This window comes from Streptomyces lunalinharesii, from assembly GCF_039532155.1.
GTDB lineage: Bacteria > Actinomycetota > Actinomycetes > Streptomycetales > Streptomycetaceae > Streptomyces > Streptomyces lunalinharesii.
Map to the genome: position 1 here is coordinate 85,670 of NZ_BAAARK010000003.1, position 14,396 is coordinate 100,065.

Sequence of the window (14,396 nt, forward strand, 5' to 3'; positions counted from 1 at the left end):
GCCCCTCGGAGCTGACCCTTCCGAAGAAATGGTGTCAGATCATCGGCAGAGTATGGACCGAGCCCCACCCCCGTACCCCGGCCGAAGCTGCACTCTACCGGCCGGGGAAGGCGAAGGTCAGTGGTCAGTCGCCTCCGGCGCCGCCGCGGTGACGAGTTCGGTCAGCACGCCGTGGCAATCCTTGGGGTGCAAGAAGGTGATCCGGGATCCCATCGACCCCCGGCGCGGCTCGTCGTACAGCACCCGGACGCCCTTGCCGCGGACGTCCGCGGCCACGCCGTCGACGTCCGCCGTCCCGAACGCGATGTGGTGCACGCCCTCGCCGTTCTTGGCCAGCCACTTGCCCACCGCGGAGTCCTCCCTGGTCGGCTCCAGCAGCTGGAGGTACGAGGCACCCCCGTCCGAGGTCTCGTTGATTTTGAGCATCGCCTCGCGGACCCCCTGCTCCTCGTTGACCTCGGTGTGGAACACCTCGAAGCCATACGTGGCACGGTAGAACTCGACGGTCTTGTCGAGGTCGAGACAGGCGATCCCGATGTGGTCGATTCGCGTCAGCATGGCTCCAGTGCACCGCTCGCACGGCTGGTTACGCAACGTGCGCGCGATCACACCCGCTTGCCGGTGACCCGGCGACTACCCCTCAGTACATTGACGGGAACCCTCGTTAACTTCCCGGCAAAGGAAGGCCGCATCGTATGTCTGCAACGAACGGCACCACCTCCGTGATCGTCGCCGGAGCGCGCACCCCCATGGGCCGCCTCCTCGGCTCGCTGCGCAGCTTCTCCGGCGCCGACCTCGGAGGAGTGGCCATCAAGGCGGCGCTGGACCGTGCGGGGATCGGCGGCGACCAGGTGCAGTACGTGATCATGGGCCAGGTCCTCCAGGCCGGGGCGGGGCAGATCCCGGCACGTCAGGCCGCGGTCAAGGCCGGCATCCCCATGAGCGTCCCCGCGCTGACCGTCAACAAGGTCTGCCTCTCCGGCCTGGACGCCATCGCGCTGGCCGACCAGCTCATCCGCGCCGGCGAGTTCGACGTGGTCGTCGCCGGCGGCCAGGAGTCCATGACGAACGCCCCGCACCTGCTGCCCAAGTCCCGCGAGGGCTTCAAGTACGGCGCGGTGGAGATGCTCGACGCGATGGCCCACGACGGCCTCACCGACGCCTTCGAGAACATCGCGATGGGCGAGTCGACCGAGAAGCACAACACCCGTTTGGGCCTCGGCCGCGCCGAGCAGGACGAGGTCGCCGCGCGCTCCCACCAGCGGGCCGCCGCCGCCCAGAAGAACGGCCTGTTCGAGGCGGAGATCACCCCGGTGGAGATCCCGCAGCGCAAGGGCGAGCCGGTGCTCTTCAGCAAGGACGAGGGCATCCGCGGCGAGACCACCACCGAGACCCTCGGCAAGCTCCGCCCGGCCTTCGCCAAGGACGGCACCATCACCGCCGGCAGCTCCTCGCAGATCTCCGACGGCGCCGCCGCCGTGGTCGTCATGAGCAAGGCCAAGGCCGAGGAGCTGGGCCTGGAGTGGATCGCCGAGATCGGCGCGCACGGCAACGTCGCCGGCCCCGACAACTCCCTCCAGTCGCAGCCCTCCAACGCCATCAACCACGCGCTCGCCAAGGACGGCCTCGGCGTTGAGGATCTTGACCTGATCGAGATCAACGAGGCGTTCGCGGCGGTCGCCGTGCAGTCCATGAAGGACCTCGGGGTTTCCCCGGAAAAGGTGAACGTCAACGGCGGCGCCATCGCCCTGGGCCACCCGATCGGCATGTCCGGCGCCCGCATCGTGCTGCACCTCGCGCTGGAGCTGCGGCGGCGCGGCGGCGGCATCGGCGCGGCCGCGCTGTGCGGTGGTGGCGGTCAGGGCGATGCGCTGATCATCCGGGTACCGGGCAAGTAACGGGGCGTGCCGTCCCGCGTCACCGGGCGCGGGACGGGCCCCGGCGCCGCGCACCGGCCGGGCGGCGGCGCGCGGCGCGCAGCAGCGCGTACCAGCCAGTGAGTCGAGGTCGAAGGAGCCGAGCGCGATGGTGGACGTCCCCCAACTGGTGGCACAGGCCCGGGAGGGCCGCCCGAGGGCGGTGGCCCGGCTGATCTCCCTCGTGGAGGGGGCGGCGCCGGAGCTGCGCGAGGTGATGGCGGCGCTGGCGCCGCTCACCGGCGGCGCCTACGTGGTCGGGCTGACCGGCTCGCCCGGCGTCGGCAAGTCGACCACGACGTCCGCGCTGGTCACCGCGTACCGCAAGGCCGGCAAGCGGGTCGGTGTGCTCGCCGTCGACCCGTCCTCGCCGTTCTCCGGCGGTGCGCTGCTGGGCGACCGGGTCCGGATGAGCGACCACGCCTCCGACCCCGGCGTCTACATCCGCTCCATGGCCACCCGCGGTCACCTGGGGGGCCTCGCCTGGGCCGCGCCGCAGGCGATCCGGGTGCTGGACGCGGCCGGTTGCGAGGTGATCCTCGTCGAGACCGTCGGCGTCGGCCAGTCGGAGGTGGAGATCGCCTCCCAGGCCGACACCAGCGTGGTGCTGCTGGCCCCCGGCATGGGCGACGGCATCCAGGCCGCGAAGGCGGGGATCCTGGAGATCGGCGACGTCTACGTGGTCAACAAGGCCGACCGGGACGGCGCCGACGCCACCGCCCGCGAGCTGAACCACATGCTGGGCCTGGGGGAGTCCCGGGCGCCAGGTGACTGGCGCCCGCCGATCGTCAAGACCGTCGCGGCGCGCGGCGAGGGCGTCGACGAGGTCGTCGAGGCGCTGGAGAAGCACCGGGCCTGGATGGAGGAGCGGGGCGTGCTGGCCCGGCGCCGGCTGGCCCGGGCGTCCCGCGAGGTCGAGACGATCGCCGTCACGACGCTGCGGTCGCGGATCGGCGACCTCTCCGGGGACCGTCACCTGGGTGCGCTGGCCGAGCGCATCGTCGCCGGCGAGACGGACCCGTACCGCGCGGCGGACGAACTGGTGGAGGGCCTGACGAACGGCGGCTAGGCGCCGGCCCGGACCTCGGGCGGATCAGGGGTTGCCGCGGTGCCGGCGGAGGTGGTCGGCGACCGGGGCGAGCGAGGCCTCCAGGGAGCCCAGGGACTCGGGCGCGAAGAGGTCGATGAAGTGCCGGCGGACGGAGGCGACGTGGTGCGGGGCGACCCGGCGCATCGTCTCCCAGCCCTCGTCGGTGAGGACGGCGTAGAGCCCGCGGCGGTCCGACTCGCAGCTCTCGCGGCGCACCAGGCCGGCGTTCTCCATGCGCGTGATCTGGTGCGAGAGGCGGCTCTTGGACTGCAACGTGCTGGCGGCCAGGTCGCTCATCCGCAGCCGGCGGTCCTCGGCCTCGGAGAGGTTGACCAGGATCTCGTAGTCGTTGTTGGTCAGGCCGAACGGCTGCAGATCGCGCTCCAGTTGGTGCATCAGCAGCCGGCTGACGTCCAGGTGGGTGCGCCAGGCGCGCTGCTCCTGGTCGGTCAGCCAGGGAGTGTCGCTGTCAGTCGTCATGGATGAATTCTACCCGTGAAAGTTGAATAGTGAATTAGTCATGGCGTGTGACATCTGCGGAGGTCGGCCGGCCGGGACCCGCGGTTGATCAGACGTTCGAGGTCACCGTCCGCAGACTACCGTTCACAGCCCGAAGCGGCGCTGGAGCCCCCCGAGGCCGCCGGGCAACTGCGGCACTTGTGAGCCACTTTCCGGCGTCGGGGCGCCGCCGCCCGGGACGCCCTCCTCGGCCGGCAGCGCGCCCGTCGCCCGCTCCGGCATCAACTGCTCCGACGACTGCAACAGGACCGTGCCGGCGCCGGTGAACTCGAACTGGTGCTCCTCGCCGGACGCCCCGCCGATCCCGGTGTGGGCGCGCAGGCCACCCAGGAAACCCCGCAGGTACCGGTGGTCGTAGTGGTGGCAGGGGGACGGGCAGTCGGCCCAGCCGACGAGGGCCTGCGGGTCGACCCGGACCGGGGGCTCGACGAACACCACGGGGCCGTTGGAAGCGGCCACGAACTTGCCCGTGCCGATGAGGGTGAGGAAGCCCGGGATGATCGATTGCTTCAGCGAGAGAGATGGCTGAAAGGCGAGCACATTGCCGGAGCGAATGGTGAGGTTCCCCTCATCCAGGTCGAACGAGTTAATGTCGAAGGCCCGGTCGGCCAGCAGCATCTTCCCGCGGCCCTCGGCCACCACCCAGTCCGCGGCGTGCAGTGGCGAATGGAAACTGCCCGCGATGAGGTGGTCCAGGCGGCCGTGCCCGATGCCGTGGAAGTCGATCTGCCCGTAGTAGGCGATCATCTTCCCCTTCTGCAGGAACCACTGGCCGTCCAGGTCGACGCTGAAGGCGTAGGGATTGACGTTGTCGTCGACGGGGAGGGTGAAGACGTCGTGGATCACGGGACCGGTCACAGCTTCTCCTCCGACGCCTGAACGTAGACGGTGCCCTGGCCGGACAGCTCCAGTTGGAACGCCTCACCCGAGCCGCGGCCGATCATCTCGCGCCAGCCGATGGCGGTGGACAGGCGGTTGCGCACGTCGCCCCGGTGCGCCACGTACGCCTGCGGGTCGACGTGGACCGGGCGCTGCGGCGTGATCGGCAGCTCGATGACACCCCCGTGGGCCATCACCGCGACCGAGCCGTGGCCCTGGAGAGTGGTGGTGAACAGCCCCTGGCCGGTGACCTGGCCACGGACCATGCCCATCACCCCGCCCTGCGCGCCCATGAACATCGTGCCCTGGGTGAGCGAGCCGTCGAAGGCCAGCAGGCGGTCGGCCTCCACGTAGAGCGTGTCGCCGGTCAGGTCGACGACCTGGACGTGGTGGCCGCCGTGACCGAACATGACCGTGCCGTTGCCCTCCACGGTCATCAGGGGCGTCGCCTCACCGGCGATCCGGCGGCCGATCATGGAGCCGAGGCCGCCCTGGCCGCCCTGGATGTTCGGGGTGAAGGTGACGTCGCCGCGGTAGCCGAGCATCGCGCCGCGCTGGCTGAACATCCGCTGCCCGGGGGCGATCCGGGCCTGGACCATGCGGGAGTTGAGGGCCGTGAACGGCATCAGAGCTCACCGCCCACGGTGTTGCGCTCGCTGGGCTGCACGTAGACCAGTCCCTCGCCCTCGAAACGGATCTGGAACGCCTCTCCGGAGCCCTCGCCGATCAGCGTGCGGAAGTTCACCCCGGACTGGAAGTGCTGCTTCAACTGGCCGGTGTGCGCGATGTACGCGCCCGGGTCGACCTGGAGGGGGTACTGCTTGGTGACCCGCAGCACCACGGCCGGACCGTCGGAGGTGAGCGCGGCCTGCCCGTGGCCCTCGACGGTGGTGGTGAACAGGCCGTTGCCCTGCGAGGTGCCGCGCAGCCCGGTGAACGTCGTGCCGGTGTGCAGCGCCGCGTCGGTGCACAGCAGGTTGCTGGCCTCCACGAACAGCTTCTCGCCCTGGAGGGCCACCAGGTTGATCTCGCTGGCGCGGTCGGCGAAGTAGCAGGTGCCCTGGCCCTTCACCTCCATCACGGTCATCTGCTCGCCGGTCAGCCGCCGGGTGACCATGCCGCGCAGGCCCTCCCCACCGCCGGTCATCTTCTTGAAGGTCATTTGGCCGTCGTACGCGACCATCGCGCCGTTCTTCGCCTTGACGGCGTCGCCCGCGAGGTCGACGGCGAGCACTTTGCTTCCCTGAAGCCGAAACTGAGCCACGCGACAGACGGTAGCCGGCCGCGGCCGGCCCGGGCAGGGCTTTCCCCTCGGAGCCGACCCCGAGCCTGCCCCGCGCCGCCCACCCGAGCCCTGCCCGCCCGGGCCGGACCGACGGCCCCCGGTGCGGTGATCGTCGGGGCGGCTGTAACAATGGGGCGGACGCTTGTGAACTCTTGCACAAGCATGTGTGACGCCCCCCTCTCCGCCCGAACGAGGTTCCCGTGGACATCAAGACCGCCGCTGCCCTGCACCGACTGCGCCTGGCATCCATCCCGGAGGCGCTCTCCTTCCCGGCGCTGCTGATATTCGGCACGGGCTTCCGGATCTTCCTGGGCTACGACAAGCTCGTCATGCCGCTCGGCCTGCTGCACGGCATCCTGTTCACGATCTTCGTGGTGCTGCTGCTGGACGCCTGGAACCGCACCAAGTGGCCCTTCAAGCGGGTCGCCTTCTTCTTCCTCCTCGCGGTCCTGCCGTTCGGCGGCCTGTACGCGGACAAGGTGCTCAAGCGCGAGGAGGAGGCCGGCGCGATCGCCGCCCGCGCCCGCCAGGAAGGTACGGTCAACGCATGATCGTCGCCTTCTCCGTGAGCCCGCTGGGCGTCGGCGAGGACGTCGGCGAGTACGTCGCCGACGCCGTCCGCGTCGTCCGCGAGTCCGGCCTGCCCAACCGCACCGACGCCATGTTCACCTCCATCGAAGGTGACTGGGACGAGGTCATGGACGTCGTCAAGCGCGCGGTGGCCGCCGTCGAGGCGCGCGCCGGGCGGGTCTCGCTCGTCCTGAAGGCCGACATCCGGCCGGGCGTCACCGACGGCCTCACCTCGAAGGTGGCGACCGTCGAGCGCCACCTGGCCGGGGGCGAGCGGGGCGCCTGAGCCCCCGGGGCCGCCCCCCCCCGCGCCGTCAGCCGCCGGCCAGGAGGGCCAGGCCCAGCGGCGTCCGCTCGTAGAGCACCTGGTGTCCGTGCCGGCGCGAGGTCAGCAGCCCGGCGTCGCGCAGCACGGACAGGTGCGCCGAGACCGACGAGGCGGCCAGCCCCAGCCGGTGGGCCAGCGCCGAGGTCGTCGCCGGCGCGTCCAGGGCCGTCAGCACCGCGGCCCGGTTGGCGCCCAGCAACCGCGCCAGTGCCGGGCCGCCCGTCGGCTCCTGCCACAGCCCGCCGATCCCGCGCGCCGGATAGATCACCGTCGGCTGCCACGGCGGATCGAAGCCGCTGATCACGTCCGGCCAGACGAACACGCTCGGCAACAGCAGCACGCCCCGGCCGTCGAGGTCCTGGAGCTGCGCGAAGTCCGTACGGGTGCGGACGGTCAGCGTGCCGGCGTCCGACCAGGACAGCCGCGGATGCAGATCGGCGAACAGGCGGCGCAGTCCACCGCTCGCCAACTGCCGCGACCGGTAGGCGATCTCCGCCTCCAACAGCGCGCGCAGCCGCGGCCAGTCGGGCGCCAGCAGGGCCTCCCAGGCCCGTTCGGTGACGTCCGCCAGCTCCTGCACGGCCCGCGCCGGGTCGGCCAGCGCCGCCCGGCCGCGCGGCGATTCCGCCGCCCCGGGCGTGCAGGCCAGCGACTTGGCCATCTCGGCCCGGGCCAGCGCCGGATCGGTGGCCCGCAGGCGCGCCAGCTCCGCCGCGAAGTCCGCCAGCGGCGCGTCCGGCGGCCGACCCAGGAAATCGGGGGTGTAGCCGGGCCGCGAGGACGGCATGAACAGCCACAGCGGCGACGGGTCCAGCCCCGCCGTCCGCTCCCGCATCCGGCGCAGCCACGGCAGGTGGTAGCCGTGCCGGTCGGTGCGCCGCAGGGTCCGCAGCGCCTCGTGGGTCTCGCACAGCGGCGAGATGGCGAACCGGATCCGCAGCAGGTCGTCCGCCCCGAAGTGCAGTTCCAGCGGCACCGCCCGGCCCTCCCCTCCCCGGAATTCGGCTGGAGCCGAAACACTACGTCCCGTCAGGTCCCCCCGGCAGCCTGACGCCATGCCGACGCCTTCCGGGCCCGCACGGCCGGGCCCCGCTCCCGCCTGCCCGCCCGCCTTAGCCCCGCCCGTCGCCGGCCCGGGCTACCGCGCCGTCTTCGCCGTCCCCGAGTTCCGCTCCGTCTTCGCCGCCCACCTGCTGTCCTCCCTGGGCGTGGTGGTCTGCGAACTCGCGCTGTCCGTCCTGGTCTACCGGCTGACCGAATCGCCGCTGCTCAGCGCGCTGACCTTCGCGCTCGGCCTGCTGCCGTACGTCGTCGGCGGCACCCTGCTGTCGGCCGTCGCCGACCGCTACCCGGCCCGCCGGGTGCTGGTGCTGTGCGACGCGGTGTGCGCGGCGGCGGCCGCGGCGATGGTGCTGCCGGGCACGCCGGTGGCGGTGCTGCTGGTCCTGCGCTGCCTGATCGCGGCGGTCGCGCCGGTCTTCGCGGGCACCCGGGCCGGGACGCTCGGCGAGATCCTCGGCGACGGCGAACTCTTCGTCCTGGGGCGCTCGCTGGTCCGGATCGTCAACCAGGGCGCGCAACTGGCCGGGTTCGCGGCCGGCGGGCTGCTGCTGGCCGCGGTCCCGCCGGGCGCGGTGCTCGGCCTCACCGCCGCGACGTTCACCGCGTCGGCGCTGCTGCTGCGGCTGGGGACCGCCGCCCGTCCGGCGCGGGGGCGGACGCCCGGCGCGTTGGTGGGCGCCTCGTTGGCCGGCATCCGGCGGCTGCTGGCCGACCGGCGGATCCGGGCGCTGCTGCTGCTCACCTGGGTGCCGCCGGCCATCGTGGTCGTCCCCGAGGCGCTGCTCGTGCCCTACGGGGACCTGCTGGGGGTCGGGCCGATGGGGCAGGGGCTGCTGCTGTGCGGGATGCCGGTCGGGGCGGTTGTCGCGGAAACCCTGGTGGGGACGTTCCTCGGGCCGCGCGCCCGGACCCGGTTGACGTTCCCCCTGGGGGTGTTCGCGGTGCTGCCGTCCCTGGGGTTCGCGGCCCGGCCGTCCTGGGGGTGGGCCATGGCGCTGCTGGTGCTGACCGGCACCGGCATCGCCTACAACTTCGGCGTGGACCGGTGGTTCGTCGCCGCCGTCCCCGACGAGCTGTTGGGGCAGGCGATGACGGTGATGCAGGCGGGCCGGATGACGAGCATGGGGCTGGCGATGGGGCTGGCCGGAGTGGCGGCGGAGTGCGCCCCGTTGTCGGTGGTGATGTCGGCCGCGGGGGTGGTCGGGGCGGTCGTCGTCCTGGCGGTGGTCGCCGAGGTCCGGCGGTCCGGGGCGCGGGCGACGGGGCGGGCGAGAGGCGGGCGCGGGCCGCTTCAGCAGACCGAAAGTTGAGACGGTGCTGACCAACATATGACCGCCGGGTAGGGTCGGAAGCGTGCCGAAGCCGCTCAGCCTTGCCTTTGACCCCATCGCACGCGCCGACGAGCTCTGGAAGCAGCGCTGGGGATCCGTGCCCGCCATGGCCGCGATCACCTCGATCATGCGGGCCCAGCAGATCCTGCTGTCCGAGGTGGACGCGGTGGTCAAGCCGTACGGGCTGACCTTCGCCCGCTACGAGGCGCTGGTGCTGCTGACGTTCTCCAAGGCGGGCGAGCTGCCGATGTCGAAGATCGGCGAGCGCCTGATGGTGCACCCCACCTCGGTGACGAACACCGTGGACCGGCTGGTGAAGTCCGGGCTGGTGGCCAAGCGGCCCAACCCGAACGACGGCCGGGGCACCCTGGCGTCCATCACGGAGCGGGGACGCGAGGTGTGCGACGCGGCCACCCGCGACCTGATGGCGATGGACTTCGGGCTCGGGGCGTACGACGCCGAGGAGTGCGCCGAGATCTTCGCGCTGCTGCGCCCGCTGCGGGTGGCGGCGGCGGACTTCACGGACGACTGAGCCTGCCCAACGGGGTTCGTGCAGGTCACTGCCGTGGTCCCCGCGCACGCGCGGGCGGTCCGCGCCGCGTCCGCCCGCGCTGCCGGGCGCTTGCACGGTCCCCGCGTCCGCGGGGGATTTCCGGACGGTTACGCTCGTATCCATGAAATCCAGCGTGCTGACCCGATACCGGGCGATGGCCTACATCACCGCCGTGATGCTGCTCGTGCTCTGCGCCTGCATGGTGTTCAAGTACGGCTTCGGAATGGGGAAGGACCTGACGCTGGTCGTCGCCCAGATCCACGGCGTCCTCTACATCATCTACCTGGTCTTCGCCTTCGACCTGGGCTCCAAGGCGCGCTGGCCGTTCGCCAAGCTGCTGTGGGTGCTGATCTCCGGCACGATCCCGACCGCCGCGTTCTTCGTGGAGCGCAAGGTGGTCCGCGAGGTCACGCCGCTGCTGGTCAAGGACGCGCCGGAGCCGGTCAGGGTCTGACGGCGGCACGCTGCTCCCGGCGCCCTGGTGGTGCCGCGCCACGCCTCCCTGGGCCCCTCCCGTCGCACGGGAGGGGCTCAGGTGCGTTCGGGGCGGTGCGGGGCGTCATGGGGCGGGCGTGGAGGGCGGGGGCGTTGCGTTTTCGTCGTGCGGGCGGTGGGCAGCCCCCCGGTGGGGGGACGTGCGGCCCGTAGGGGATGCGGCACGCGGCCCCTTAGGGAACGGGCGCCCGGCCTCTCGGGAAGGCGCTCCCGCTCGCCGGAACGGCGTGCCCGCCCCGCTGGAAGCCGTTCCCGCCCCTCGCCGGGCCGGCGTCGGGCGGGAACGGGGCTACCCCGAGGACGAATCAGGGGCGCTTCCCATCGACAGATACTAGGACGTCCTAGTAAATTCATGGGCATGGACGCTGACGCGATCGAAGAGGGCCGCCGCCGCTGGCAGGCCCGGTACGACTCCGCCCGGAAGCGCGAGGCAGACTTCACCACGCTCTCCGGTGACCCCGTCGAGCCGGTCTACGGGCCGCGCCCCGGCGACGCCGTCGAGGGCTTCGAGCGGATCGGCTGGCCGGGGGAGTACCCCTTCACGCGCGGCCTGTACCCCACCGGCTACCGCGGCCGCACGTGGACGATCCGCCAGTTCGCCGGCTTCGGCAACGCCGAGCAGACCAACGAGCGCTACAAGATGATCCTCAAGGCCGGCGGTGGCGGCCTCTCGGTGGCGTTCGACATGCCGACGCTGATGGGGCGGGACTCCGACGACCCGCGCTCGCTCGGCGAGGTCGGGCACTGCGGCGTCGCCATCGACTCGGCGGCCGACATGGAGGTCCTGTTCAAGGACATCCCGCTGGGCGACGTCACGACCTCCATGACGATCAGCGGCCCCGCCGTGCCGGTCTTCTGCATGTACCTGGTCGCGGCCGAGCGCCAGGGCGTCGACCCCGGGGTGCTCAACGGCACGCTGCAGACCGACATCTTCAAGGAGTACATCGCGCAGAAGGAGTGGCTCTTCCAGCCCGAGCCGCACCTGCGGCTGATCGGTGACCTGATGGAGCACTGCGCGCACGGCATCCCCGCCTACAAGCCGCTGTCGGTCTCCGGGTACCACATCCGGGAGGCGGGCGCGACGGCCGCGCAGGAGCTGGCGTACACCCTCGCCGACGGCTTCGGCTACGTCGAGCTGGGCCTCTCCCGCGGCCTGGACGTCGACACCTTCGCGCCCGGCCTGTCGTTCTTCTTCGACGCCCACGTGGACTTCTTCGAGGAGATCGCCAAGTTCCGTGCCGCGCGCCGGATCTGGGCCCGCTGGATGCGCGACGTCTACGGGGCGCGCAGCGAGAAGGCGCAGTGGCTGCGGTTCCACACTCAGACCGCCGGCGTCTCGCTGACCGCGCAGCAGCCGTACAACAACGTCGTGCGCACCGCGGTGGAGGCGCTGGCGGCGGTGCTCGGCGGCACCAACTCGCTGCACACCAACGCCCTGGACGAGACGCTGGCGCTGCCCAGCGAGCAGGCCGCCGAGATCGCCCTGCGCACCCAGCAGGTGCTGATGGAAGAGACCGGCGTCGGCAACGTCGCGGACCCGTTGGGCGGCTCCTGGTACGTCGAGGCGCTGACCGACCGGATCGAGGCGGACGCCGAGAAGATCTTCGCGCAGATAACGGAGCGCGGGACGCGGGCGGTGTCGAACGGGCAGCACCCGATCGGCCCGATCACCTCCGGCATCCTGCGCGGGATCGAGGACGGCTGGTTCACCGGCGAGATCGCCGAGTCCGCGTTCCGTTACCAACAGGCGCTGGAGAAGGGCGACAAGCGGGTCGTCGGCGTCAACTGCCACGACGGTTCGGTCACCGGCGACCTGGAGATCCTCCGGGTCAGCCACGAGGTCGAGCGGGAGCAGGTGCGGGTCCTCGCGGAGCGCAAGGCGGCCCGCGACGACGCCCAGGTGCAGGCCGCGCTGGACGAGATGCTGGCCGCCGCCCGCAGCGACCGCAACATGATCGAGCCGATGCTGACAGCCGTCCGCGCGGAGGCGACCCTCGGCGAGATCTGCGGCGTGCTCCGCGACGAATGGGGCACGTACACCGAGCCGGCCGGCTTCTGACCGGCCGCCGGGCCGCCGCCCGGCGCAACCAGCGGCCCGGCGTCCCTCACCCCGCTCCCGCTTCGGGGGGCGGGGCGAGCGGCATCCGCAGGCGGAAGAGCGCGCCGCCGCCCGGGGCCCGTTCCGCGGTGAGTTCGGCGCCGTGCGCGCGGGCGATCTGGCGGGCCATCGCCAGACCGAGGCCCGAGCCGGGCAGGGCGCGGGCGGCCTGGGCGCGGTAGAAGCGGTCGAAGACGTACGGCAGGTCGTCGGTGGCGATGCCGGGGCCGTGGTCGCGGACGGTGAGGTCCAACGCGTCCGCCACGACGTCGAGTTCGGTCTCGACCGGCCCGCCGGGCGGGGAGAACTTCGCGGCGTTGTCCAGGAGGTTGGACAGCAGTCGGGTCAGCCGGGCGGGGACGCCGGGGCGCGTGGCGCCCGCCGCCGCGGGCGCGATCCGGGCGGTGAAGGCGACCTCCGGCCAGTGCCCGCGGGCCGCGGCCACCGCGTGCTCCAGCAGGTCGGCCGGGCGGACCTGTTCGAGCAGCGGCCGGGGCTCCTCGTCGCGGGCCAGCTCGATGAGGTCGTTGACGAGCGTGGTGACCTCCCGGAGCTGACGGGTCAGCGCCCCCGACGCCCGGTTGCGCTGATCGTCCGTCAGGCGGTCCGCCCGGGCCAGTAGTTCGGCGTTGGTGCGGAGCGCGGTCAGCGGGGTGCGCAGTTCGTGGGAGGCGTCGGCGACCAGGCGGCGCTGGGCGGTGACGGACTGCTCCAGTTCGCCGAGCATGGTGTTGAAGCTGGTGGCGAGCCGGGTGATCTCGTCCTCGTGGGCCCGGGGTCCGGTCGGGAGGTCGATCCGGTGCCGGGGGTCACGGGTGGTGGCGATCCGCTCGGCGGTGGCGGTCAGCCGGGCGACCGGGGCCAGGCCCGTGCGGGAGACCCAGTAGCCGAGTGCGGCGGCCAGCAGGACGCCGGTGCCGCCGACCGCCGCCAGGGCCCACGCGGCCTGGCGCACCCCGCGCTCGACGGTGTCGGAGCGCAGGGCCACCTGGAGCGCCTCGTCTTTGCCGTGCAGGCGGACGGTGTACATGCGGACGGGGTGCCCGGCGACGGTGAGGTGGGTGTAGAAGGGCGCGTGGCGGCCGGTGGCCACCTCGCGGGTGGCGGGGGAGACCGGCAGGACGGGGGAGTGGCCGTGGGCGTCCCTGGCGGGGTCGGCGGGGATGATCTGGACGCAGGGCACGGCCTGGTAGCGGCAGGAGGTGTCGCCCGCGGTCGGGCCCCAGGTGCGGGTGCGCTGGGCGAGTTGGGTGGCGGTCTGCGCCAGGTTGAGGTCGAGCTGACGGGTCATCTGGACCCGTAGGACGAGGAACGCGGCCGCGCAGACGCCCACCGCGACCAGCGCCACCGCGGCCGACGCGGCGAGCGCCAGCCGGGTGCGCAGGGGGCGGCGGCGGACCCAGCGGCCGCCCAGGCGGCGCCGGCCGGTCATGCCGTCGCCCCGTCGCGGCCGCCCGGGCCGGGCCGGGCTCCGGGGGCGTGGCGCCCTTCGCGCCCTCGCGTCGGCCGACTCATGTGCCCTCCGGCCGGTCCAGGCGGTAGCCGACGCCGTGCACGGTGTGCACCAGCCGGGGTTCGCCGCCGGCCTCCAACTTGCGGCGCAGGTACCCGACGTAGACGGCCAGCGAGTTGGAGTCCGGGCCGAAGTCGCGGCCCCAGACGCGTTCCAGGATCGTCTCCCGGGGCAGCACCTGGCCGGGGTGCTGGAGCAGCAGCTCCAACAGCGCGTACTCGGTGCGGCTGAACTCCAGCGGGCGCCCGCCGCGGTGGCCGCTGCGGGTGGCGGGGTCGACGACCAGGTCCGCGAAGGCCAGCCGGGCGTCGGCGGTGCCGGCCGCGGCCCGCCGGAGGAGCGCCCGCACCCGGGCGATCAACTCGTCCAGGGCGAACGGCTTGACCAGGTAGTCGTCGGCGCCGGCGTCCAGGCCGTCGACCCGGTCGCTGACCGAGTCCAGGGCGGTCAGGACCAGGATCGGGGTGCGGTCGTCGAGGGCGCGCAGCCGGCGGCAGACCGCCAGGCCGTCCAGCACCGGCATCATCACGTCGAGGACGAGGGCGTCCGGCTGCCAGGTGGCGACCTCGGAGAGGGCGGCCAGCCCGTCGGCGGCGCCGCGGACCGCGTAGCCCTCGACGGCGAGCCCGTCCGCCACGGCGGCGCGGACCTCCGGTTCGTCGTCGACGACCAGGATCCGGGGGGCGACGGGCGGCGGGGTGCCGGGAACGGGTGCGGGTGCGGGGCGTGCGGTCATGGACCAAGGCTGCCAAACGGC

At 72.8% G+C, this 14,396-nt stretch carries 16 protein-coding genes; 8 read left to right on the forward strand and 8 right to left on the reverse strand.

Annotation, left to right across the window (positions count from 1 at the left end):
- Positions 1-117: 117 nt before the first annotated feature.
- A complete protein-coding gene (gene mce / locus ABD385_RS06360) occupies positions 118-558 on the reverse strand; it encodes a methylmalonyl-CoA epimerase (RefSeq protein ID WP_344573996.1) in 441 nt (146 codons plus the stop codon).
- 164 nt (positions 559-722) lie between these two features.
- On the opposite strand from mce, the gene ABD385_RS06365 reads away from it, so the two are divergent.
- Entirely contained in the window at positions 723-1,898 is a 1,176-nt protein-coding gene (locus ABD385_RS06365) for an acetyl-CoA C-acetyltransferase (RefSeq protein ID WP_344574287.1), read from the forward strand.
- 127 nt (positions 1,899-2,025) lie between these two features.
- The gene (meaB, locus tag ABD385_RS06370) at positions 2,026-2,985 is read left to right on the forward strand and encodes a methylmalonyl Co-A mutase-associated GTPase MeaB (protein WP_344573997.1); all 960 of its coding nucleotides are present in this window, start codon (positions 2,026-2,028) and stop codon (positions 2,983-2,985) included.
- 24 nt (positions 2,986-3,009) lie between these two features.
- Here the strand turns inward: meaB and ABD385_RS06375 are convergent, their stop codons facing one another.
- The 4 genes from ABD385_RS06375 to ABD385_RS06390 all read right to left on the reverse strand — a co-directional run bounded on the left by ABD385_RS06375 (position 3,010) and on the right by ABD385_RS06390 (position 5,668).
- The gene (locus ABD385_RS06375) at positions 3,010-3,486 is read right to left on the reverse strand and encodes a MarR family winged helix-turn-helix transcriptional regulator (protein WP_344573998.1); all 477 of its coding nucleotides are present in this window, start codon (positions 3,484-3,486) and stop codon (positions 3,010-3,012) included.
- A gap of 123 nt (positions 3,487-3,609) precedes the next feature.
- Positions 3,610-4,383, reverse strand: a complete 774-nt coding sequence (locus ABD385_RS06380; RefSeq protein ID WP_344573999.1) for an AIM24 family protein — start codon at positions 4,381-4,383, stop codon at positions 3,610-3,612.
- Positions 4,380-5,030, reverse strand: coding sequence for an AIM24 family protein (locus ABD385_RS06385; RefSeq protein WP_344574000.1), 651 nt, complete (start codon positions 5,028-5,030; stop codon positions 4,380-4,382). The genes ABD385_RS06380 and ABD385_RS06385 overlap by 4 nt, the downstream gene beginning before the upstream one ends.
- Positions 5,030-5,668 (reverse strand): AIM24 family protein, encoded by a 639-nt coding sequence (locus ABD385_RS06390; protein WP_344574001.1) that lies wholly within the window; start codon positions 5,666-5,668, stop codon positions 5,030-5,032. Before ABD385_RS06390 ends, ABD385_RS06385 begins: the two co-directional genes overlap by 1 nt.
- A 221-nt stretch (positions 5,669-5,889) precedes the next feature.
- Between ABD385_RS06390 and ABD385_RS06395 the strand changes: the two genes are divergently transcribed.
- Together ABD385_RS06395 and ABD385_RS06400 are read left to right on the forward strand one after the other, a co-directional pair.
- Complete coding sequence (locus ABD385_RS06395; RefSeq protein WP_344574003.1) at positions 5,890-6,240, forward strand: DUF3817 domain-containing protein; 351 nt, start codon at positions 5,890-5,892, stop codon at positions 6,238-6,240.
- Positions 6,237-6,545 carry an MTH1187 family thiamine-binding protein gene (locus tag ABD385_RS06400; RefSeq protein WP_344574004.1) on the forward strand — a complete coding sequence of 103 codons (309 nt, stop codon included), beginning with the start codon at positions 6,237-6,239 and terminating at the stop codon, positions 6,543-6,545. Before ABD385_RS06395 ends, ABD385_RS06400 begins: the two co-directional genes overlap by 4 nt.
- Before the next feature lie 28 nt (positions 6,546-6,573).
- On the opposite strand, the gene ABD385_RS06405 is transcribed toward ABD385_RS06400, so the two are convergent.
- Positions 6,574-7,563, reverse strand: a complete 990-nt coding sequence (locus ABD385_RS06405; RefSeq protein ID WP_344574005.1) for an ArsR/SmtB family transcription factor — start codon at positions 7,561-7,563, stop codon at positions 6,574-6,576.
- A 79-nt stretch (positions 7,564-7,642) separates the two neighbouring features.
- Between ABD385_RS06405 and ABD385_RS06410 the strand changes: the two genes are divergently transcribed.
- The 4 genes from ABD385_RS06410 (at position 7,643) to icmA (ending at position 12,087) form a co-directional block, all read left to right on the forward strand.
- Positions 7,643-8,959 carry an MFS transporter gene (locus tag ABD385_RS06410; protein ID WP_344574006.1) on the forward strand — a complete coding sequence of 439 codons (1,317 nt, stop codon included), beginning with the start codon at positions 7,643-7,645 and terminating at the stop codon, positions 8,957-8,959.
- Positions 8,960-9,002: 43 nt separating this feature from the next.
- Positions 9,003-9,512, forward strand: a complete 510-nt coding sequence (locus ABD385_RS06415; RefSeq protein ID WP_344574007.1) for a MarR family winged helix-turn-helix transcriptional regulator — start codon at positions 9,003-9,005, stop codon at positions 9,510-9,512.
- Between the two features lie 142 nt (positions 9,513-9,654).
- Positions 9,655-9,987 (forward strand): DUF3817 domain-containing protein, encoded by a 333-nt coding sequence (locus ABD385_RS06420; protein WP_344574008.1) that lies wholly within the window; start codon positions 9,655-9,657, stop codon positions 9,985-9,987.
- A gap of 399 nt (positions 9,988-10,386) precedes the next feature.
- Positions 10,387-12,087, forward strand: a complete 1,701-nt coding sequence (icmA, locus tag ABD385_RS06425) for a coenzyme B12-dependent isobutyryl-CoA mutase large subunit (RefSeq protein WP_344574009.1) — start codon at positions 10,387-10,389, stop codon at positions 12,085-12,087.
- Between the two features lie 46 nt (positions 12,088-12,133).
- Here icmA and ABD385_RS06430 read toward each other — a convergent pair whose 3' ends face one another.
- Together ABD385_RS06430 and ABD385_RS06435 are read right to left on the reverse strand one after the other, a co-directional pair.
- Entirely contained in the window at positions 12,134-13,558 is a 1,425-nt protein-coding gene (locus ABD385_RS06430; RefSeq protein ID WP_344574010.1) for a sensor histidine kinase, read from the reverse strand.
- Between the two features lie 79 nt (positions 13,559-13,637).
- The gene (locus ABD385_RS06435; protein WP_344574011.1) at positions 13,638-14,375 is read right to left on the reverse strand and encodes a response regulator transcription factor; all 738 of its coding nucleotides are present in this window, start codon (positions 14,373-14,375) and stop codon (positions 13,638-13,640) included.
- Positions 14,376-14,396 lie beyond the last annotated feature (21 nt).